Raw genomic sequence first — 18932 nt, 5'->3', positions numbered from 1 at the left:
ACCGCACGTCTTGGGTTAGAAGTTCTTGAAGACAAGACACCTAAGTTCGGCGAGTCTAAGTATTTTTTTCGGAGGTGTACAAATGTACGCAATTATTAAGACCGGTGGTAAGCAATACAAAGTTGCTGAAGGCGATAGTGTATTTGTAGAAAAGCTTGATGCAGAAGAAGGTAAGGAAGTTACCTTTGACGAAGTTATTCTTGTTGCTGATGGCAAGGATGTTAAAGTTGGTGCTCCATTAGTTAAGGGTGCTAAGGTTACTGCTAAAGTTGAAAAGCAAGGCAAGGAAAAGAAAGTTGTAACTTTCAAGTACAAGCCAAAGAAGCACTCACACAGCAAGTACGGTCATCGTCAACCTTACACTAAGGTTACTGTTGAAAAGATTGAAGCTTAATTTTCAGAGGTGAAAAGATAATGAATATTTTAGGTTTGAAATTATTTGCCCACCACAAGGGTGGCGGTTCTACTGCCAACGGTCGTAACTCAGCTGGTCGTCGTTTAGGCGCTAAGGTCGGCGATGGTCAAGAAATCCACGCAGGTTCAATTATTTACCGTCAACGTGGTACTAAGATTCACCCAGGCAAGAACGTAGGTCAAGGTGGAGACGACACTTTATTTGCATTAGTAAACGGTGTTGTTAAATTTGAACGTCTTGGCAAGTTCAAGAAGCAAGTTTCAGTTATTCCAGCTGAAGAAGTTAAGTAATTTAGTAAAAAACGAAGGCGAGAAGCAACCTGCTTCGCGTCTTTTTTGTATAATAAACTAAATCAACTAGCGAAAAGAGAAAATACACATGGATAAACGAGAAGAATTATTAAGCTTGCTCAATCAAAGAATTAGTAAAGTAACTGATTTGATAAAAGAAAAAGATGCTGATGCGATGATTATCATCAGTCAAGCAAATTATCGCTACTTAACCAATTTTACCGGTGAAGAAGCAGAATTGATTTTGGGTAAGGATGGTTCACGCATTCTTCTGTCTGATTCGCGTTTTGCAGATCAAATTAAAGCACAAGCTCCTGGACAAATGGATGTCATTATGCAGCAATCCAGTGATGTTGCCGGCGAATTGACGAAAGCATTGAAGAAAACTAATTACCGTAAAGTATTAGTTGAAGCTGACGTCATGACTGCTGCTGTTTTTGATCAGCTAAAACGACAAAATCCGGATATTTCCTTTGAGTTCTCAGAACAACTTGTTGAACGAGTTCGCAACGTTAAAGATGAATTAGAGATTGCAACTTTGCGTAAAGCAATTGAAATCTCAATGACTAGTTTTAAACAAATTTTGCCGTTAATTAAGCCTGGCGTTACCGAAAGATCCGTTGCCGCAAAACTCGATTATTACTTTAAAGAAAATGGCGGCGATGGTCCTGACTTTGATACGATCGTTGCTTCAGGTGTTCGGTCTGCTTGGGCTCACGGCGTTGCAAGCAATAAAAAGATGGAAAATGGCGATATGATCGTGATTGACTTTGGAAGTTTCTACAATGGCTATGCTGCTGACATTACACGGACAGTCTGCTTGGGCAAAGTTGATCCCGAATTAGAAAAAATCTATCAAATCGTTCATGAAGCTCAAAGAAGAGGAATCGAAGCTGCAACTGTTGGTCACACTGGTCGCGATGTTGATAGAGCAGCACGTGACTATATTACTGAGCAAGGTTATGGTCAATACTTTGGCCATGGGATTGGTCACGGAATTGGGCTAGAAATTCATGAATTGTGTCAACCTGCTTTGCCCTTTGGCAAGCAAAAGTTGGTCAACAACATGGTTCATACGCTTGAACCAGGAATTTATTTGCCTGAAAAAGGCGGCGTTAGAATTGAAGATGACATTTTGATTAATGGTCAAAATCCAGAAACTTTATCCAACTTGCCAAAAGATGAGCTCCTTTCTCTTTAAAAAGATAGCCAAATCGCTTGCAAATTGGTAACATATATATGTAGAAATGAGGAATTTATTATGACAATGATATCAGTTAACGAATTCAAGAACGGTTTAACTATCCAATATAATAATGATTTATGGAGAATCGTTGAATTCCAACACGTAAAACCAGGTAAAGGTAGTGCCTTCGTTCGTTCAAAGCTTAAGAGCTTGAGAACCGGCGCTGTTCAGGAATATACTTTCCGTTCAACTGCTAAAGTTGAAACAGCTGATATTCAAACCAAGTCTATGCAATATTTGTACAATGATGGCTCAAGCTATGTATTTATGGATACTACTACCTATGATCAATTAGCCATTCCAAACGAACAAATTCAAGATGAAAGCAAGTACTTGCTTGAAAACATGACTGTTAACGTAATTATGCACGATGGTGAAACTTTAGGTATTCAATTGCCTAACACCGTTGATTTGAAGGTTGCTAAGACTGAACCTAACATCAAGGGTGATACTTCATCAGGTGGTGGTAAACCAGCTACTATGGAAACTGGTTTGGTAGTTAACGTTCCATTCTTTATTAACGAAGGCGACGTTTTGACTATCAACACTGCTGATGGTACTTACGTATCACGTGCTAACAAGTAGTTTTTTTGAGGTAAGAAAATGGCAGATAGTTCAAAAATTCTCTTAAGTGGTGAAGAAAACGGTGAGCAAATTAAGATTGATCCTAGTGTACTTGAAGTCATTTTAGGAATTGCTGCTGAAAAAGTTGATGGCATTGTAGGCATGCGTGGCAACTTGAAATCAGGCATTAAGCATGCTTTAGGCCGTGAAGACCGCGGAAAAGGCGTCAGCGTTAGCGTTGATCAAGCTGGCAAGTTGAGTGCAGATGTTTATGTTTACCTTGAGGGCGGCGTAAATGTTCCTTCAGTTGCCATCAAATTACAAAAGATTTTGAAGCAACAATTGATCCAAATGACGGATTTGAAACTTAAAGAGATCAATATTCACGTTGTTGGTCTGGTATTCACAGAAGATGAAGAAAATAAGGCTACTGAGAACACAACGACCGAACTGTTTCCGGAGGACAATCAAGAGTAAATGAATCAACATGAAAGTCGTAAGGTTGCAATGCAAGCAATCTTTTTGGCCAACCAAGATCCTGAGTTGACCACAGCAGAAGTTGAAGTAAAAACCGTGGAAATGCTTGATCTTGAGCAGCTTTCTGCCTATTCAAAAACTTTAATTGAAGGCGTAATGTTAAAGCGCGATGAATTAAAAGAAGCAATTGCTGCACACCTGAAAAAGGGCTGGCGGATTGAGCGTGTTAATCCAATTACTATTGCAATTCTTGAAATCGCTTTGTACGAAATCAAAGATAGCGCCGAGATTGAGCCAAAAGCAGCAGTGAATGAAGCATTGAATTTGTGTGATGATTTCACCGATCCAGATGCAAAACCATTCATTAATGGTATTTTGGCTAACTTCGTCAAATAATATCAATAGCCGGCTTATGCCGGCTATTTTTATAGAAAAGGAATGACTTTATGGGGCAAATTCTTGACGGTAAAGCATTTGCAAACTTAAAGGCAGATAAACTTAAAGAAAAGGTTAAGAAATTAAAAGCTGACGGAATTCAGCCTCTTTTTTGCGTAATTAATATTGGGGACAATTCAGCCAGCAAAATCTACGTCCGCACTAAAAAGCGGCGCGCTAAAAAGATCGGTATTGAGCAAAAAATATATCAGTTGCCTGCAAATGAGCAAGAATCTGATGTCATAAAGTTAATTGACCAGTTAAATGTGGATCCGAAAGTTAATGGCATCATGGTTCAATTGCCAGTGCCTGATCAGATTGATGAGAATCACCTGCTTAGCAGAATTGATCCAGAAAAGGACATTGATGGCTTAACGCCGGCTAGTGCAGGCCGCTTGTGGCAGGGAACGCACTTTGTAGAACCAGCTACGGCTGCTGGAATTATTGGCTTACTCGAGCATTATCAGATTGATTTAGATGGTAAAAATATGGTGATAATTGGCCGGTCTAACATTGTTGGCAAGCCGCTAGCCGCTCTAGCACTTGAAAAAAATGCTACTGTGTCTCTGCTTCATCACCACACGCAAAGCTTAAAGGAATACACGCAAAAAGCAGATATCGTTGTCTCAGCGGCAGGCCAGGCTAATCTGATTACTGCCGATATGATTAAACCTGGTGCAGTTGTCATCGATGTTGGCATTAATCACGTCAATGGTCACTTGGTAGGCGATGTTGCTTTTGATGAAGTAAAAGACAAAGCAAGCTGGATTACTCCGGTACCAGGTGGCGTAGGGCCGCTAACTGTAGAATATTTAATGGAACAAGTCGTTAAATTGACAAGGAGAGCAAATGGCAGACAATAAATATCTAACAGTCACGGATCTGAATTACTATATTACGCAAAAGTTTAAGAATGATCCTTATTTGCATAAAGTTTTTTTACAAGGGGAATTATCTAACTTTCGTTATCGTCGCAATTCTCACCAGTATTTTTCATTAAAAGATGAAAAATCCAAGATCAATGTGGTCATGTTTCGTTCCTACTTCGATAAGGTTAAATTTAAACCGGAAGAGGGAATGAAAGTTTATGTTACTGGATATGTAAGTGTTTATGGACCGCAGGGTTCTTATCAATTTTATGCCGAGTCAATGGAGCCAGCTGGTCTGGGCGCTTTATACGAGCAGCTAAAGCAGCTCCAAGCAAAATTGGCAAAAGAAGGTTTATTCAATCCAGAGCATAAAAAGCAGTTGCCCCATTTTCCGGATAAAATTGCGGTTGTAACCAGTGCTTCGGGTGCTGTTATCCATGATATTATGGTTACGGCAAATCGGCGCTTCCCTCATGCCGAGATTGATTTATTCCCAGCTCAAGTGCAAGGCGATACGGCGGCTGATTCATTGGTTGTTGCTATGCAACAGATTTTGCAGCATGCCGATGATTATGATGTCATGATTATTGGTCGTGGTGGTGGTTCGCTTGAAGATTTGTGGCCTTTTAATGAAGAAAAAGTCGTTAGACAGGTTTATGCAATGCCGATGCCGGTTATTTCTTCTGTAGGGCATGAGACTGATACAACTTTGTGTGATCTTGTAGCCGATGTGAGAGCAGCAACGCCAACTGCTGCTGCGGAGTATGCAACGCCTAATTTAACTGATGAAATTGCCAATATTCATCAATTGCAGGGTAGACTTTTAGCTAGCGTTCAAGCAATTATCCGAGAAAAAAGAGATATTTTGCAACGCATCAATAATTCTGTAATCATGCGTGAGCCAACGCGTTTATATGATCAGCAAATTCAAACTGTTGATATGCTAAAGCAGCGCTTGGCAAACAGTATGAATAATAAGCTGGAACGTGCTCGGCAGCAATTTAATTTAGCCGCACAAAGATTACAGTCCAATAGCCCTGATAAGCAAATCATTCAAATGCAGCAGCAACGTATTTTTTTGGCTAAACGGTTGATTGACAATATGAAGAAGCAGCTTTTATTAAAACGCGATGCTTTCAAGCAAACGGTGCAGCAATTAAATGATTACAGTCCATTGAAGACGCTGGAACGGGGTTTTACTTATACAACAAATGAAAGTGGTCAAACCGTTAGTTCTGTTGATCAAATTCGAAACAATGATCATTTAAAATTGCACTTTAAAGATGGAATAGCGGAAGCAATCGTGACTGCGATTAGAGGAGATAAAGATGGCAACTAAAAAGAATAATTTTGAAGAACAATTAAATAGCTTACAAGAGATTGTTACCAATCTGGAAAATGGCAATGTACCTTTGGATGATGCATTAAAGCAATTCCAAGAAGGGGTCAAAATCAGCCGTGATCTTGATAAAAAGTTAACGCAGGCTGAAGAAACTGTTGCTAAATTAATTGATAGCGACGGCACGGAACATAAATTGGATCCAACAAACGCATCAGCACCCGAGGAATAAAAATGACAGCTTTTAAATATTTTCAAAAACAATGGACTCCGGTAATTAATGAATATTTGAACAAGCATTTAGCCAATGAAGTCGATGATCAAAAAATCAGTCAAATTATGGCCTACTCTGTAATGGCAGGCGGCAAGCGTCTTAGACCACTGCTTTTTTTAGCAACTCTTAATACATTGGGAAAAGAAATTACAGAGGATGAAATTCGAATTGCTTGTGGTATTGAGCTAATTCATACATATTCTTTAATTCATGACGATTTGCCAGCAATGGATAACGATGATTATCGTCGCGGCAAATTAACCAGCCATAAAAAATGGGGCGAAGCAGAATCAATTTTAGCTGGCGATGCCTTGCTGCCAATGGGGATTCAATGGATTGCTGAAGGCAGCAAATCGGCTGAACTGGTTCAGATCATTACGCAGGCGGTTGGCCCTAATGGAATGGTTGGCGGACAATATTTGGATATTGATTCAACTAATAACCAATCTGTTGCTGGCGATGCTAAGTTTATTAATCGCATGGAATGGCTAAAGACTGGCTGTCTAATCGAAGCCAGCGTTAAAATGGCGGCTGTTTTGGTCGGTGCCAGTCAAATTGAAGAAGTCAAATTGGTTGATTTTGCCAAAGTATTTGGCCGCTCTTACCAAATTTATGATGATTTGGTTGATGTTGTTGAAAGCAGTCAAGAAGCTGGAAAAGCAACGCATAAGGATCAAAAAGAAGGTAAGAATAATACTTTGACCCTTTTTGGCATCGATAAGAGTCGCAAAGAATTGACTGATTTGATCAAGCAAGCTAAAGACGATTTAAAAGGATTAAATGGCGAAGTATTAGCAGGCTTTTTGGATCTGTATCAAAAGGTGCTTTAAATGGCAAAAAAAAGAGCAGATGTTTTATTAGCAGAACAAGGAATTTTTCATTCACGCAGTCAAGCACAACGTGCAATTATGGCTGGCTTGGTTTCTGACCACAATCATCAACGAATTGATAAAAGCGGAACCAAGTTTCCTGATGGTGAAAAATTTTATGTCAAAGATGATGGCAAAAAATACGTATCAAGAGGCGGTTTTAAGCTGGAAAAAGCTTTAAAGGTTTTTAATATCGACTTGCAAGACAAAATTTGCTTGGATATTGGTGCCTCTACTGGCGGTTTTACGGATGTTGCACTGCAAAATGGGGCTAAGATGGTCTATGCCTTAGATGTTGGCTACAATCAACTGGCTTGGCAGCTGCGTGATGATCCTCGAGTAGTAGTAATGGAAAAGCAAAACTTCCGCTACAGCAAACCTGCTGATTTTGATCAAGGATTGCCAGATTTTGCAATGACAGATGTTTCCTTCATTTCATTAGATTTAATCATGCCACCGATGTATCAAATTTTAAAAGATAATTGTGATGCCGTGTGCCTGATTAAGCCGCAGTTTGAAGCCGGCCCAGAGAATGTGGGAAAACATGGCATAGTTCATGATCACGAAGTTCATCGGCAAGTAATTCAGCATACCATGGACGAAGCGATGAAGATTGGCTTCAATGTTTTAGGAGTTGACTATTCGCCTATTAAAGGTGGAAAGGGCAATATTGAATTTTTAATTCATTTGCAGAAACAGTCGGAGAACGGTGGACAAAATCTTTGGTCAGGTACACCAGCAGAGTTGGTTGAACGTGCTGTAAACGAATTATAGAGGTAGTTTATGTTAGTTGAACTTGATATTAAAAACTTTGCAATTATAAAAGCTTTGAAAGTTCGCTTTCAAGAACATATGACTGTTTTGATTGGAGAAACAGGAGCCGGGAAATCAATCTTAATTGATGCGGTTTCACTTTTAATGGGTGGCCGCGGTCAAAAAGAAATGATTCGTACGGGCGAAAAAAGGGCTGTTGTTACTGGCTTATTTGAATTAGATGATCAAAAAGAAAAAATAGCCGCTTTATGCGATCAGTATGGTTTGCCGCATGATGATGATCAATTGGTAATTAGTCGAGAATTGGCAACTAAGGGTCGCAATGTAGTCAGAATCAACGGTCAATTAACGACCATCAATGTTTTACGCGAAATCGGCAACTATTTAGTTGATATTCATGGTCAAAATGATCAGCAAATTTTGATGGATCAAGATCGTCAGATTGATCTTGTCGATAATTATGCTTCTAAGGAATTTCATGAAAAATTAGCACAGTATCAAACTAATTTTCATGAATGGCAAAAATTGAGCAGTCAGTTGCGGCATTTGCGGCAGGATGCACAAGAACTAGCCCAGAAGCAAGATATATTGCAGTTCCAGCATGATGAGCTCGAAGCAGCTAATCTGGAAGATCCGAAAGAAGATGAGAAGCTCGAAGAAGAATTCAACGAGTTGAATAATTATCAAAAGATCGCTGACACGGCCAATTACTTCATGCAGCTTTATGATGATGACGAACATGGAATTGCTACGCTGTTAGGGGATGCGCAAAACGCGGCAACTGATTTAACAGAATTTGGCAATAAGTTTAAGGATTTTGCCAAAACGGTTGATGATGGCGTTTATGCCTTAAATGATGCGCGCAGCGAACTATCAAATTTAATGGATGCCATGGACTTTGATGAGGAAAGATTCCAATATGTTACTAACCGCTTGGATACTTTAAATTCACTTAAGAAAAAATATGGTCCTACTTTGGCTGATGTTTTCAAATTCTATCAAAAAGTTGACCAAGAGTTGGGTCAATTTGAAACGGGTGGTCTGGATGAGAAAAAGCTTCAAAATAAGGTCACTGCAATTGAAGAAAAGCTGAGTCAGCAGGCACGTGAAATGCATCAAATGCGTGAAAAAGTGGCACAAAATTTGGAAGCTAAAATCAAACAGGAACTAGCTGACTTATACATGGAAAAGGCTCGGTTTTCTATCAATTTTGATGAAACCAATACTTTTACAGCTAAAGGAACGGATGATGTAGTTTTCTTAATTGCGCCAAATCCAGGTGAAGATTTGATGCCATTGGTTAAAATCGTTTCTGGCGGTGAACAATCAAGATTGATTTTGGCTCTAAAAGCTATTTTTAGTCAGGTTGAGCCAGTTGGCACGATGATCTTTGATGAAATCGATACAGGGGTTTCCGGTCGAGTATCAGCTGCTATTGGACGCAAAATGCATTCAATTGGTCAGAAAAAACAGGTTATTGCTATCACACACTCACCCCAAGTTGCTGCTGCCGGCGATCAACGCTATCTTGTAGCTAAACAGGTAAAGGATGGTGCTACCTTTACTCAAGTTGGTCCATTAACTAAAGAAGAAACCATCACTGCCATTGCACAAATGATGGCGGGCAGTGATGTAACCGATGCGGCTAAGCAAAATGCTGTTGATTTGATGAAATCATTTAAAGAAGATAAAAGATAGGAGTTTGGAGAGAATCAAAATCCTTTTTTTATGCTAAATCAACTCGAAAAATATCATCTAGGTCAACAATTTTGAGGATCTTATTATCACTGCAGCGAAAGACAAAACGACCAACTGAAAGGCGACGACTTATCTGTCCGATATCGGTATGACCGTCATAATAGGTAATCATGACAAATGCATGATGCAGAATAGCATAGCTGAGATAAGCCAAAATTTTGCCGGTGATTTGTCCGTCAATGCTCATGCGATCAAAGTCGTATTCAAATAAGTAATGGTAAGCTCGTTTAATTGGGCTCTTTATTTTAGCAACTAAGTTATTCATATTTTTCACTCTATCTAAAAACCCGAACAGCTGTTTGCATAAATGATTATACAAACACTTGTTTCCAAAAACAAGTGTTTGGGTAAAATAATTTGCTGGAAAGGAATACTTGAAAATAAGAGCTTCTTAGTGCAAAATAAACTTAGTAAGTTTTGCAAAAGGAAGTTTGGCATGGCACACAAAGGTTTATTACTTGTTCTTTCTGGCCCTTCTGGAGTAGGCAAAGGGACTGTTAAAAATGCAATTGTTAAAAATAAAGTATTTCCATTTGAATATTCCGTTTCAATGACTACTCGTAAGCCTCGCCCCGGCGAAGTTGATGGTAAAGACTATTTCTTTGTGAGTGAGCGGCGTTTTCAAGAAGCTATTAACCAAGGCGAACTTCTGGAATATAATGAATACATTGGACATCATTATGGAACGCCTGTTGGTCCTGTAAAGAAAATGCTGGCAGAAGGCAAAGATGTTTTAATAGAAACCGATGTAAATGGTGCTCGCAAGATTCGTGAAAAGATGCCGGACGGTGTTTTCATCTTTCTGACGCCACCAGATTTGCATACTTTGCATCTGCGCCTAGAGCATCGTGGTACAGAATCTGAAGATGTAATTATGGGTCGAATTCGTCAGGCTCGAAAAGAAATTTTAGTCATGCAAGATTACGATTATGCTGTTGTCAATGATACGGTTGCTAATGCTGTTGATCACATCAAGGCAATCGTGGATGCAGAACACGTTAGTGTTAAGCGGGTAATTGATGACTACCGTAAAATGGTCACGGAGGAATAATCATGAGAATTACATATCCATCAATTGATAAGTTGCTTTCACGCGTTGATTCACGCTACTCTTTATCAGTTTTGGCTGCAAAGAGAGCACATGAACTTGAAGCTGGTGATCCACCAACATTAAAGAGTTTTAAATGTGATAAGGCAGTTGGCAAGGCACTTGAGGAAATCGCAGCTGGCAAGGTTACAGTTGATCCTGCTCATGCAGAAGTAAACCTTGAAGATTAATTAATTGACCTCCATCTCAAGATGGGGGTCTTTTTTTGTAAGGTGATAGAATGATAGCCCAAGTAATTGTAGATATAGCTGCAAAGCAGACAGATCACATTTTTGAATATCATGTACCAGATCAGCTAAAAGATGTTGAAATTGGTTCTCGCGTGTTTGTACCCTTCGGGCCCCGCAAGTTGCAAGGCTTTGTCGTGGGCTTAAGTGAAAAAAGCGAGTATCAAGGCAAATTGAAGGATCTGCTTCTTGTTGTAGATGAGATGCCGCCATTGACGCCAGAACTTGTTTCTTTATCAGCGGCATTGGCTAATAAAGTCTTTTCGTATCGAATTACTATTTTAAAAGCAATGCTGCCGAGAGTAATGCGGGCTAATTACCGCAAACTTTTGACGCCAATTTCTGCTGACGCAAAAAAACTGCCGCTCTTTCAAGGCGATCCAGTTGATTTAAACGAGATGACAGATGTTAAACAGATTGCTTTAGCGCGTAATTTATTGCGAAATAATGAAGCGAAAATTGAATATGTAGTTGAGAATAGGGCAAAGAAAAAGACGGAGAATCAGTATTCTTTAACTTTAGCAGCTGCAGAATACCAAAAGATTTACGATTCTTTGCGCTCAAACGCTGTTAATCAGAGAAAACTAATTCAAGATTTGCTTCAACATGCAGAAGATTATCCCAAAAAGCAGTCTGTTTTAGAAAAGAAATTAACGATTTCAACAGCAACGCTTAACGCAGCAGTAAAAAAGGGCTGGCTTAAGAAAAGCAGCATTGAAGTTTATCGTAATCCATTGGCTGGTTTTGATGAAAAAAGCAGCAAAAAAATTATTTTAAACGATGAACAGGAAAAGTCTTTAGCGCAAATTTCTTCCTCGATTGATAAAAAAGAGGCCAAAACATTTTTGCTTGAAGGTATTACTGGCAGCGGGAAAACCGAAGTTTATTTGTATGCTATCAGTAAGGCTTTAGCAAAAGGCAGAAACGCATTGATGCTGGTGCCGGAAATTTCTTTGACCCCGCAGATGGTGCGGCAGGTTAAAACGCGTTTTGGCGAAAAAATTGCCGTTTTGCATAGTGGTTTATCTAATGGCGAACTTTATGATGAATGGCGCAAAATTCGGCGTGGTGAAGTAAGAGTCGTTGTTGGTGCCAGAAGTGCCGTTTTTGCACCTTTGAAAAATATCGGTTTGATCGTAATCGATGAAGAGCATGAGGCTACTTATAAACAAGAGGATAAAAATCCGCGGTATCAAGCCAGAGATGTGGCTATTTGTCGCAGTCAGTTCAATAATTGTCCTTTAGTTTTGGGTAGTGCGACACCATCTCTATATAGTCGTGCTCGAGCACAAAAAGGCGTCTATCAATTGCTTAGACTTACTAAAAGAGCAAATCAAAAGAAACTGCCAAAAGTTAATTTAATTGATCTAAAGCATGTTGAATTTGCTGGAGGACAGTTTGACTTATCGGTTGAATTAGTAGACGCGATAAAAAAGAGATTAGAAAACAAAGAGCAAATTATTCTTATGCTTAACAGGCGTGGTTTTGCCAATTTCATGCTTTGCCGAGAATGTGGTTATGTCATGAAATGTCCTAATTGTGATTTATCTTTGACTATGCATAAAGATACCGGTATGATGCAGTGCCACTACTGCGGCTATACAGAAAAAATTCCGCAACGTTGCCCCAACTGTCAAAGTTCACAAATTCGTTTTTTAGGAACAGGCACACAAAAAGTTCAGGAAGAATTGCCAGAATTGTTGCCAGGTGCGCGAATTTTGCGAATGGATGTTGATACCACTAGACGCAAGGGTAGTTATAAGCGTATTTTGGATGCCTTTGGCGATCATGAAGCTGATATTTTGTTGGGAACACAGATGATTGCAAAGGGACTGGATTTTCCAAATGTTACTCTTGTTGGCGTCATCAATGCTGATACAGGGCTTTGGCTGCCGGACTATAATGCTTCGGAAAGGACGTTTGAATTATTGACGCAAGTAGCGGGGCGTGCTGGTCGAGCAGAGAAAAGCGGAGAAGTAATTATTCAGACCTATAATCCGGATCATTATGCAATCAAGCTTGCACAAACTCAGGACTATGAACGTTTTTATGCTTATGAAATGCGCGTGCGTCATGCCGGAAATTATCCGCCATATTTCTATACCGTTTTAATTTCAGTAGCTTCAAAAAAGGAGCAAAATGCGGCTAGAGAAGCTTTTAATATAAAACGTCAATTGCAAGGACGACTTCATCCAGAAACAATTATCTTGGGACCAACACCAAGCGCAATTTCTCGTCTAAAAAATCAATATTATTATCAAATACTGGTAAAATATAAAAAAGAAACAGAACTTAATGCGATATTGCACCATATTCAGGATTCCGCACAAGAAGTTAAAAAGTATGGTTTGAATGTATATATTGATAACGAACCAGAACGAATTATTTAAGGAGGATGCAAATGCAGTCAATTATTTTCATGGGCACACCCCAATTTTCAGTTCCTGTGTTAGAAGGGTTAATTAATAAAGGCTATGAGATTAAAGCGGTAGTGACTCAACCTGATAAGAAGGTAGGCCGTAAGCAAAAGATTACTAAGACACCAGCCAAAATTGCCGCTGAAGCTCACGATGTTCCTGTTTATCAACCAATTAAGCTTTCCGGCTCACCAGAGATGGCAGAATTAATTGACATGCATGCTGACTTCATCATAACGGCTGCTTATGGTCAGTTTTTACCAACAAAATTTTTGAATTCTGTAAAGATTGCGGCTGTTAACGTTCATGGCTCTTTATTGCCAAAATATCGCGGTGGTGCACCAATTCAATATGCGCTATTAAATGGCGATAAAGAAACAGGCATTACAATCATGGAAATGGTTAAAAAGATGGATGCCGGCGATATATATGCGCAAAAGGCTATTAAGATTGAACCTGATGATAATGCGGGTACTGTTTTTGAAAAATTATCCTATTTAGGACGCGATTTATTGCTGGAAACTTTGCCAAAAATTGCTGATGGTACGGTAGTAAAGACGCCACAAGATCCTGAAAAAGTAGTTTTTTCACCGAATATTAAGAAAGAGCAAGAAAAAATTACTAACGAAATGACAGCTTCAGAGGCCAACAACCTTATTCGTGCCCTTAATCCAGATCCTGGTGCTTATTTGATGGTCGAAGGAAAAAGATTAAAGGTCTGGAAGGCTGAAGTAGCAGAAGATTCCAGCAGTTTAGAAGCAGGCTGCGTTGTTGACAATAAAAAGCGGTTTGCACTTAGTTTTGCTGACAATTCCGTTTTGAATTTATTGGAATTGCAGCCAGCTGGCAAGAAGAAAATGGAAGTTAAGAATTTCTTGAACGGTCAAGGAAAAAAGTATGCTCCGGGAGAAAAAATTGTCGACGACTAAGAGTGCACGTGCTATTGCATTAGAAACTTTAATTCGAGTTTTAGAGAATGGTTCGTATTCGAATATTAGTTTGAACAATAATTTAAAACACAGCAATCTGTCTGTAGCTGATCAGAATCTTGTAACCAAGATAGTTTATGGAACAATTCAATATAAAATCTATCTTGAGTATCAGCTTCATGATTTGATTAAAAGCAAAATTACAGAAAAATATTTAAAACCTTTGCTTTTAATGTCGGCATACCAAATTCTTTTTTTGGATAAAGTGCCAAATCGTGCAGTTCTGGATGAAGCTAATAAGTTGGCGAAGCAATTTGGCAAAAAACATTCATCCGGTTTTCGTCTAGTCAACGGAATTTTGCGTTCTCTGACACGTCGCGGAACAATTCTGCCTGATAAAAACGACCTGGTTAATCATTTGAGCGTTAAGGAGAGTTTTCCTCGTTGGCTTGTCGAATATTTTATTTCACTCTGGGGAGAAGCACGAACAGAGAAAATTCTAGTAAGCTATAATGAAACGGCTAAAAATAGCGTTCGCTTATCTATTCTGCAAGATGAAGAAAAAACTGTAGCTGCTTTAAAACAGGCAGGCTATGAACCAACGCCTTCTAAATTAGCAGCTAATGTTGCAATCCTGGCTCATGGTGGAATTGCATCTTCTTCTTTGTTCAAACAAGGAAAGTTGACCATCCAGGATGAAGCGGCTAGTCTTGTAGTAGACGCATTTGATTTTAAGGGCAATGAGAAAGTTTTGGATGCTTGCAGCGCTCCAGGAGGAAAAACAGTACAGATTGCGGAACACCTTCAAACGGGCGAAGTGACTGCCTTAGATATCCATGATAAAAAATTGCGCTTAGTGCAGCAGAATACTAAAAGAATGAATGTTGCCGATAAAGTAAAAACTGTGGCAATTGACGCACGAAAGGCTGATGATTACTTTTCTAAGCAGCAATTTGCTAAAATATTAGTAGATGCACCCTGTTCAGGTTTAGGGTTATTGCGCCGCAAACCTGAGATTAGGTATACTAAGAGTAAAAATGATTTATTTAGTTTAGCCAAAATTCAGTTGGCGATTCTTAATCATGTAAGTTGTCTTCTTGAGAATGACGGAGAGCTGATTTATTCAACCTGCACGATTTCTAAAGAAGAAGATGAGGATGTAATACGCAAGTTCTTGGCAGCGCATCCTGATTTTGCGTTACAGCCTTTTAAGTTAGAAAAAATTAGCAGTAAAACAGGAATGCTGAAAATTCTGCCTGATGAATATGGCAGTGATGGTTTCTTTATTGCTAAGTTAAAATTACGAGGTTAGATTTTGATTCAGACAGCTTATGCTTCAAGTATTGGTAGAATACGAAAAAGCAATCAAGATTTTGTACGAGTTTTTAAGAATAAAAGTTATATTACTTTAGCGATCGTTTGCGATGGCATGGGTGGTCATCAAGGCGGGGATGTAGCCTCAACGATGGCCGTTAGTCATTTGGGACATAATTTTCAGATGACTGATTTTACTACGCCCGCAATCGCTCATAAATGGCTTGAAGTTCAATTAAATTCAGAAAATGAAACGATTTTAAAGACCGCTGATCGTTTTCCAGATTTGAATGGGATGGGTACTACTATTGTTTTGGCTTTTGCGTTTGCTGATAGTGCTTTAATCGCTCACTTGGGTGATTCACGGGCATACAGCTATGCTGATGGCAAGTTTATTCAATTGACCGAAGATCATTCCTTGGTCAACGAACTCGTTAAAATGGGTCAAATTACGAAGGAACAAGCTAAGCATCATCCGCAAAAGAATATTATTACTCAGGCTTTAGGCGTATCCAGCACGATTGATCCAGAATTTGATACGATTGAGCTGAATGAAAACGACACAATTTTGCTTTGCACGGATGGCTTGACCAATTCGTTGAGTGACCCTCAAATTCAGCAAATTTTGGCTACTAAGGATCTTTCTCTTAAAGATCGCTGCAATAAATTAGTCAATGAAGCAAATCGATTAGGCGGTGGTGACAATATCACTGTCTGTCTGGTCTGCAACAAGGAGGATGATAGTAAATGATCGATAAAGGTTATTTGCTAGGTGAACGTTACCGGATCATCGATACTCTTGGCGAAGGCGGAATGGCTAATGTATATCTAGCCAAAGATATTATTTTGCAACGCAAGGTCGCCGTTAAAGTTTTGCGTTTGGATTTGCAAAAAGAACCACAAACTGAAGCACGTTTTCAACGTGAAGCTTTAGCCACTAGTGAATTAAGCCATCCAAATATTGTATCTGTTCTCGATGTTGGCAATGATCAGGGTTTGCCATACATGGTCATGGAATATGTCAACGGCCCTGATTTAAAAGAATACATTCAAAAAAATTCCCCGCTGGATCTGCATGAAGTTATTAGAATCATGGATCAGATTTTGAGTGCAGTTGCTTTGGCTCACAAGCATAATGTCATTCACCGTGATTTAAAGCCGCAAAATATCTTGATGGATAAACGCGGCAACGTGAAAATCGCAGACTTCGGAATTGCTGTAGCTTTGAATCAAAGTTCAGTTACTCAAACCAATTCGGTGATGGGATCAGTTCATTACACGTCTCCAGAGCAAACGCGCGGTGGATTGGTTACCAAGCAGTCAGATATTTATTCTTTAGGAATTATTTTATATGAATTAATTACCGGACATGTGCCGTTTAATGGTGATACGCCGGTTGCGGTGGCGTTAAAGCATGCACAAGAACCGATTCCATCAATCAGAAAAAAGAATCCGGCTGTGCCGCAAGCCTTAGAAAATGTTGTCTTAAAAGCATCTGCAAAAGATCCACGCGACCGTTATGCATCTGCTCAAGAAATGAAAGCTGATCTTGATACAAGTTTAGACTTCAGTCGTAAAGACGAACCAATCTTTGTCCCTAATCATGGGATGAGCGATGATAAAACGATTATCCTTCCTGGCTTTAAGCCTCAAATTGACAAACAGCAGGATGAGGATAAAAAGACCGATGACCAAAAGCAAAAGGCAGAAACAAAACCTGGCTTTTTGCAAACGGTCAAAAAACACAAATGGTGGTTTATTTTTATTGGAATCGCCGCCTTTTTAATTATTTTTATCATGATTTTTGCACTTAGTGGCAAGAATGCTCAACAAAAAATTTATGTGCCTGATGTGACAAATGTCCCTGAAGGCAAAGCAAAAATCAAAATTGAAAATGCTGGCCTAAGCGTTGGAACAGTGAAGAGACAACATTCTGACAGCATTGATGCTGGTAAAGTGATTGAAACAACCCCATCAGCAGGTGATTCAGTTGCAAAAGGCAAGAGCATCGACTTAATTGTTTCTAGTGGTGCAGGGATGGTCAAAGTACCTAATGTTGTAAATATGGATTACGACAAGGCTGCACAAAAACTAGAAAAATTGGGCTTTGATGTGATTCGAAAAAATCAATACTCTTCTGACGTAGCCAGCGGCAATGTGATTTCGCAGAGTGTTGCTGCAGGAGTTCAAGTAAAGCCAAAACAAACAACAATTACTTTATTTGTTTCTCAAGGAAAACTGCAAAAGCCGAAGAGCACGATGATTACGCTTAAGAATTTAAAGAACTATTCATTAAGAAGTGCTCAGGATTATGCAAAGGATAATGGTCTTACCCTGCAAATAAATGAAGAATACTCCAATACTATTGATAAGGGCATGGTTATTTCTACGCAACCTGCTGCTGGAACTAAGGTGGAACGTGGTTCAACAGTCACAATCAAAGTATCAAAGGGTGCCAAAGAAAGTGAAGAAAAGACCGTAAATATTACTAAGAACTTCACGGTTGACTATGTTGCTCCGCAATCAAGCGATAGCAAAATTCAAGAAAGCGAAGGCAACCATGTCCAGATTTATATCAAAGATGATGATCATTCGCTAGGCAATATTTATCGTGATCTTTACATTAAACATGATATGAGCTTTTCAATTCCATTCTCACTTAAAGATGGTTCAGGCCAATTAAAAGTAATTCGGGATGGTAAAACAATTTTGAACGAAAAGGTGACTAAATGACACGATTAGCTAAAGGAACTGTAATTGGGCTAATTGCCGGTTATTACGACGTTGAAACAGATGAGGGCCTTATTAGAACACGTGCTCGTGGCGTTTTTCGTCAAAAAAAGCAAAAGCCCGCAGTAGGCGATCACGTTGAAATTCAAATAGATGATCAAGGTACCAGCTATTTGGTGAAAATTTTTCCAAGAATGAATCGAATTGGTCGCCCTGCAGTTGCCAATGTTAGTCACGTCTTGCTGGTTATTTCTGCTGTTCAACCAGATTTTTCCTTGCAGCTTTTAGATCGTTTTCTGACATTTTTTGCATGGCAAAAAGTTGCGGTTACGGTCTATTTGTCAAAGGCCGATTTATTAAAAAATAGTGCAAAATTAGATCAAATTAAACAGGATTTAGCTTATTATCAAAAGATAGGCTATCCTGTCTATTTTGATGCGGAAACTTTGGCGAAAGAATTAAATCAAAAAATTGGCACAGATCAAATTTGGACTTTGGCCGGTCAGTCCGGTGCAGGTAAGTCAACGCTGCTTAACAAATTAAAAAAGGATGCCAATCAAGAGACAGGCCAAATTTCGATGGTTTTAAATCGCGGAAAGCATACGACAAGAAAAGTACAATTGTTTAAGCTGGGCAAAGGCTTTTTAGCTGATACGCCTGGCTTTTCGTCAATTGATTTAACGCCTATTAAGTTGGATCAACTAAAAGACTATTTTTTGGAATTTAAAAAGGCTAGTGCTCATTGCAAATTCAGAGGTTGTCTGCACTTAAAAGAGCCAAAATGCGAAGTTAAACGTCTGTTGGCCGAAAGTGAGATCAGTCAAAGCCGTTATGACGATTATTTGGCAATGAGAAATGAAATTGAAGAAGGAAGAATACCAGAGTATTTGAAGTAAA

Annotated in this window: 21 protein-coding genes and 1 other annotated feature (1 of these 22 only partly in view); of the genes, 20 read left to right on the top strand and 1 reads right to left on the bottom strand. The window is 39.1% G+C overall.

Features of this window, described 5'->3' with window-relative positions:
* Positions 1–67 (top strand) — a sequence feature (ribosomal protein L21 leader region); it begins 11 nt to the left of the window's first position.
* 15 nt (positions 68–82) lie between these two features.
* The 12 genes from rplU (at position 83) to recN (ending at position 9250) form a co-directional block, all read left to right on the top strand.
* Positions 83–394, top strand: coding sequence for a 50S ribosomal protein L21 (rplU, locus tag B2008_RS03235; RefSeq protein ID WP_006351536.1), 312 nt, complete (start codon positions 83–85; stop codon positions 392–394).
* Positions 395–414: 20 nt separating this feature from the next.
* Positions 415–705 (top strand): 50S ribosomal protein L27, encoded by a 291-nt coding sequence (rpmA, locus tag B2008_RS03230; RefSeq protein WP_281829758.1) that lies wholly within the window; start codon positions 415–417, stop codon positions 703–705.
* A gap of 88 nt (positions 706–793) precedes the next feature.
* A complete protein-coding gene (locus B2008_RS03225; protein WP_281829760.1) occupies positions 794–1906 on the top strand; it encodes an aminopeptidase P family protein in 1113 nt (370 codons plus the stop codon).
* A 60-nt stretch (positions 1907–1966) separates the two neighbouring features.
* Positions 1967–2536, top strand: coding sequence for an elongation factor P (efp, locus tag B2008_RS03220; RefSeq protein WP_006351533.1), 570 nt, complete (start codon positions 1967–1969; stop codon positions 2534–2536).
* Positions 2537–2554: 18 nt separating this feature from the next.
* Positions 2555–2992, top strand: coding sequence for an Asp23/Gls24 family envelope stress response protein (locus B2008_RS03215; protein WP_281829763.1), 438 nt, complete (start codon positions 2555–2557; stop codon positions 2990–2992).
* The gene (nusB, locus tag B2008_RS03210) at positions 2993–3388 is read left to right on the top strand and encodes a transcription antitermination factor NusB (protein WP_006351531.1); all 396 of its coding nucleotides are present in this window, start codon (positions 2993–2995) and stop codon (positions 3386–3388) included.
* A gap of 50 nt (positions 3389–3438) precedes the next feature.
* Positions 3439–4290: a tetrahydrofolate dehydrogenase/cyclohydrolase catalytic domain-containing protein gene (locus B2008_RS03205; protein WP_281829766.1), complete on the top strand. Its 852-nt coding sequence runs from the start codon at positions 3439–3441 to the stop codon at positions 4288–4290.
* Complete coding sequence (gene xseA, locus B2008_RS03200) at positions 4277–5635, top strand: exodeoxyribonuclease VII large subunit (protein WP_006351529.1); 1359 nt, start codon at positions 4277–4279, stop codon at positions 5633–5635. Before B2008_RS03205 ends, xseA begins: the two co-directional genes overlap by 14 nt.
* Positions 5625–5867 carry an exodeoxyribonuclease VII small subunit gene (locus B2008_RS03195; protein ID WP_006351528.1) on the top strand — a complete coding sequence of 81 codons (243 nt, stop codon included), beginning with the start codon at positions 5625–5627 and terminating at the stop codon, positions 5865–5867. Before xseA ends, B2008_RS03195 begins: the two co-directional genes overlap by 11 nt.
* 2 nt (positions 5868–5869) lie before the next feature.
* Positions 5870–6739: a polyprenyl synthetase family protein gene (locus tag B2008_RS03190; protein ID WP_281829769.1), complete on the top strand. Its 870-nt coding sequence runs from the start codon at positions 5870–5872 to the stop codon at positions 6737–6739.
* The gene (locus B2008_RS03185; protein WP_281829770.1) at positions 6740–7552 is read left to right on the top strand and encodes a TlyA family RNA methyltransferase; all 813 of its coding nucleotides are present in this window, start codon (positions 6740–6742) and stop codon (positions 7550–7552) included.
* A 9-nt stretch (positions 7553–7561) separates the two neighbouring features.
* A complete protein-coding gene (gene recN / locus B2008_RS03180) occupies positions 7562–9250 on the top strand; it encodes a DNA repair protein RecN (protein WP_281829772.1) in 1689 nt (562 codons plus the stop codon).
* A 28-nt stretch (positions 9251–9278) separates the two neighbouring features.
* Here recN and B2008_RS03175 read toward each other — a convergent pair whose 3' ends face one another.
* Positions 9279–9575 carry a hypothetical protein gene (locus B2008_RS03175; RefSeq protein WP_281829775.1) on the bottom strand — a complete coding sequence of 99 codons (297 nt, stop codon included), beginning with the start codon at positions 9573–9575 and terminating at the stop codon, positions 9279–9281.
* Between the two features lie 171 nt (positions 9576–9746).
* Between B2008_RS03175 and gmk the strand changes: the two genes are divergently transcribed.
* From gmk to rsgA, 8 genes are read left to right on the top strand one after another with little or no spacing between them, the layout of a single operon-like run.
* Entirely contained in the window at positions 9747–10361 is a 615-nt protein-coding gene (gene gmk / locus B2008_RS03170; RefSeq protein WP_281829777.1) for a guanylate kinase, read from the top strand.
* Positions 10362–10363: 2 nt separating this feature from the next.
* Positions 10364–10588 (top strand): DNA-directed RNA polymerase subunit omega, encoded by a 225-nt coding sequence (gene rpoZ, locus B2008_RS03165; protein ID WP_281829778.1) that lies wholly within the window; start codon positions 10364–10366, stop codon positions 10586–10588.
* Positions 10589–10638: 50 nt separating this feature from the next.
* The gene (gene priA / locus B2008_RS03160) at positions 10639–13035 is read left to right on the top strand and encodes a primosomal protein N' (RefSeq protein ID WP_281829780.1); all 2397 of its coding nucleotides are present in this window, start codon (positions 10639–10641) and stop codon (positions 13033–13035) included.
* Between the two features lie 11 nt (positions 13036–13046).
* The gene (gene fmt / locus B2008_RS03155) at positions 13047–13991 is read left to right on the top strand and encodes a methionyl-tRNA formyltransferase (RefSeq protein WP_281829783.1); all 945 of its coding nucleotides are present in this window, start codon (positions 13047–13049) and stop codon (positions 13989–13991) included.
* Positions 13960–15303 (top strand): 16S rRNA (cytosine(967)-C(5))-methyltransferase RsmB, encoded by a 1344-nt coding sequence (rsmB, locus tag B2008_RS03150; protein ID WP_281829785.1) that lies wholly within the window; start codon positions 13960–13962, stop codon positions 15301–15303. Before fmt ends, rsmB begins: the two co-directional genes overlap by 32 nt.
* A 3-nt stretch (positions 15304–15306) precedes the next feature.
* Positions 15307–16056 carry a Stp1/IreP family PP2C-type Ser/Thr phosphatase gene (locus B2008_RS03145; RefSeq protein ID WP_281829787.1) on the top strand — a complete coding sequence of 250 codons (750 nt, stop codon included), beginning with the start codon at positions 15307–15309 and terminating at the stop codon, positions 16054–16056.
* Positions 16053–18038 carry a Stk1 family PASTA domain-containing Ser/Thr kinase gene (gene pknB / locus B2008_RS03140; RefSeq protein WP_281829789.1) on the top strand — a complete coding sequence of 662 codons (1986 nt, stop codon included), beginning with the start codon at positions 16053–16055 and terminating at the stop codon, positions 18036–18038. Before B2008_RS03145 ends, pknB begins: the two co-directional genes overlap by 4 nt.
* Positions 18035–18931, top strand: coding sequence for a ribosome small subunit-dependent GTPase A (gene rsgA / locus B2008_RS03135; RefSeq protein WP_281829790.1), 897 nt, complete (start codon positions 18035–18037; stop codon positions 18929–18931). Before pknB ends, rsgA begins: the two co-directional genes overlap by 4 nt.
* The last annotated feature ends 1 nt before the right edge of the window (position 18932 follow it).

This window comes from Lactobacillus sp. UBA5813 (assembly GCF_002417895.1).
Taxonomy (GTDB): Bacteria; Bacillota; Bacilli; order Lactobacillales; family Lactobacillaceae; genus Lactobacillus; species Lactobacillus amylolyticus.
The sequence above is the reverse complement of the archived record's forward strand: the minus strand, read 5'-3'. Positions and strand labels throughout refer to the sequence as shown.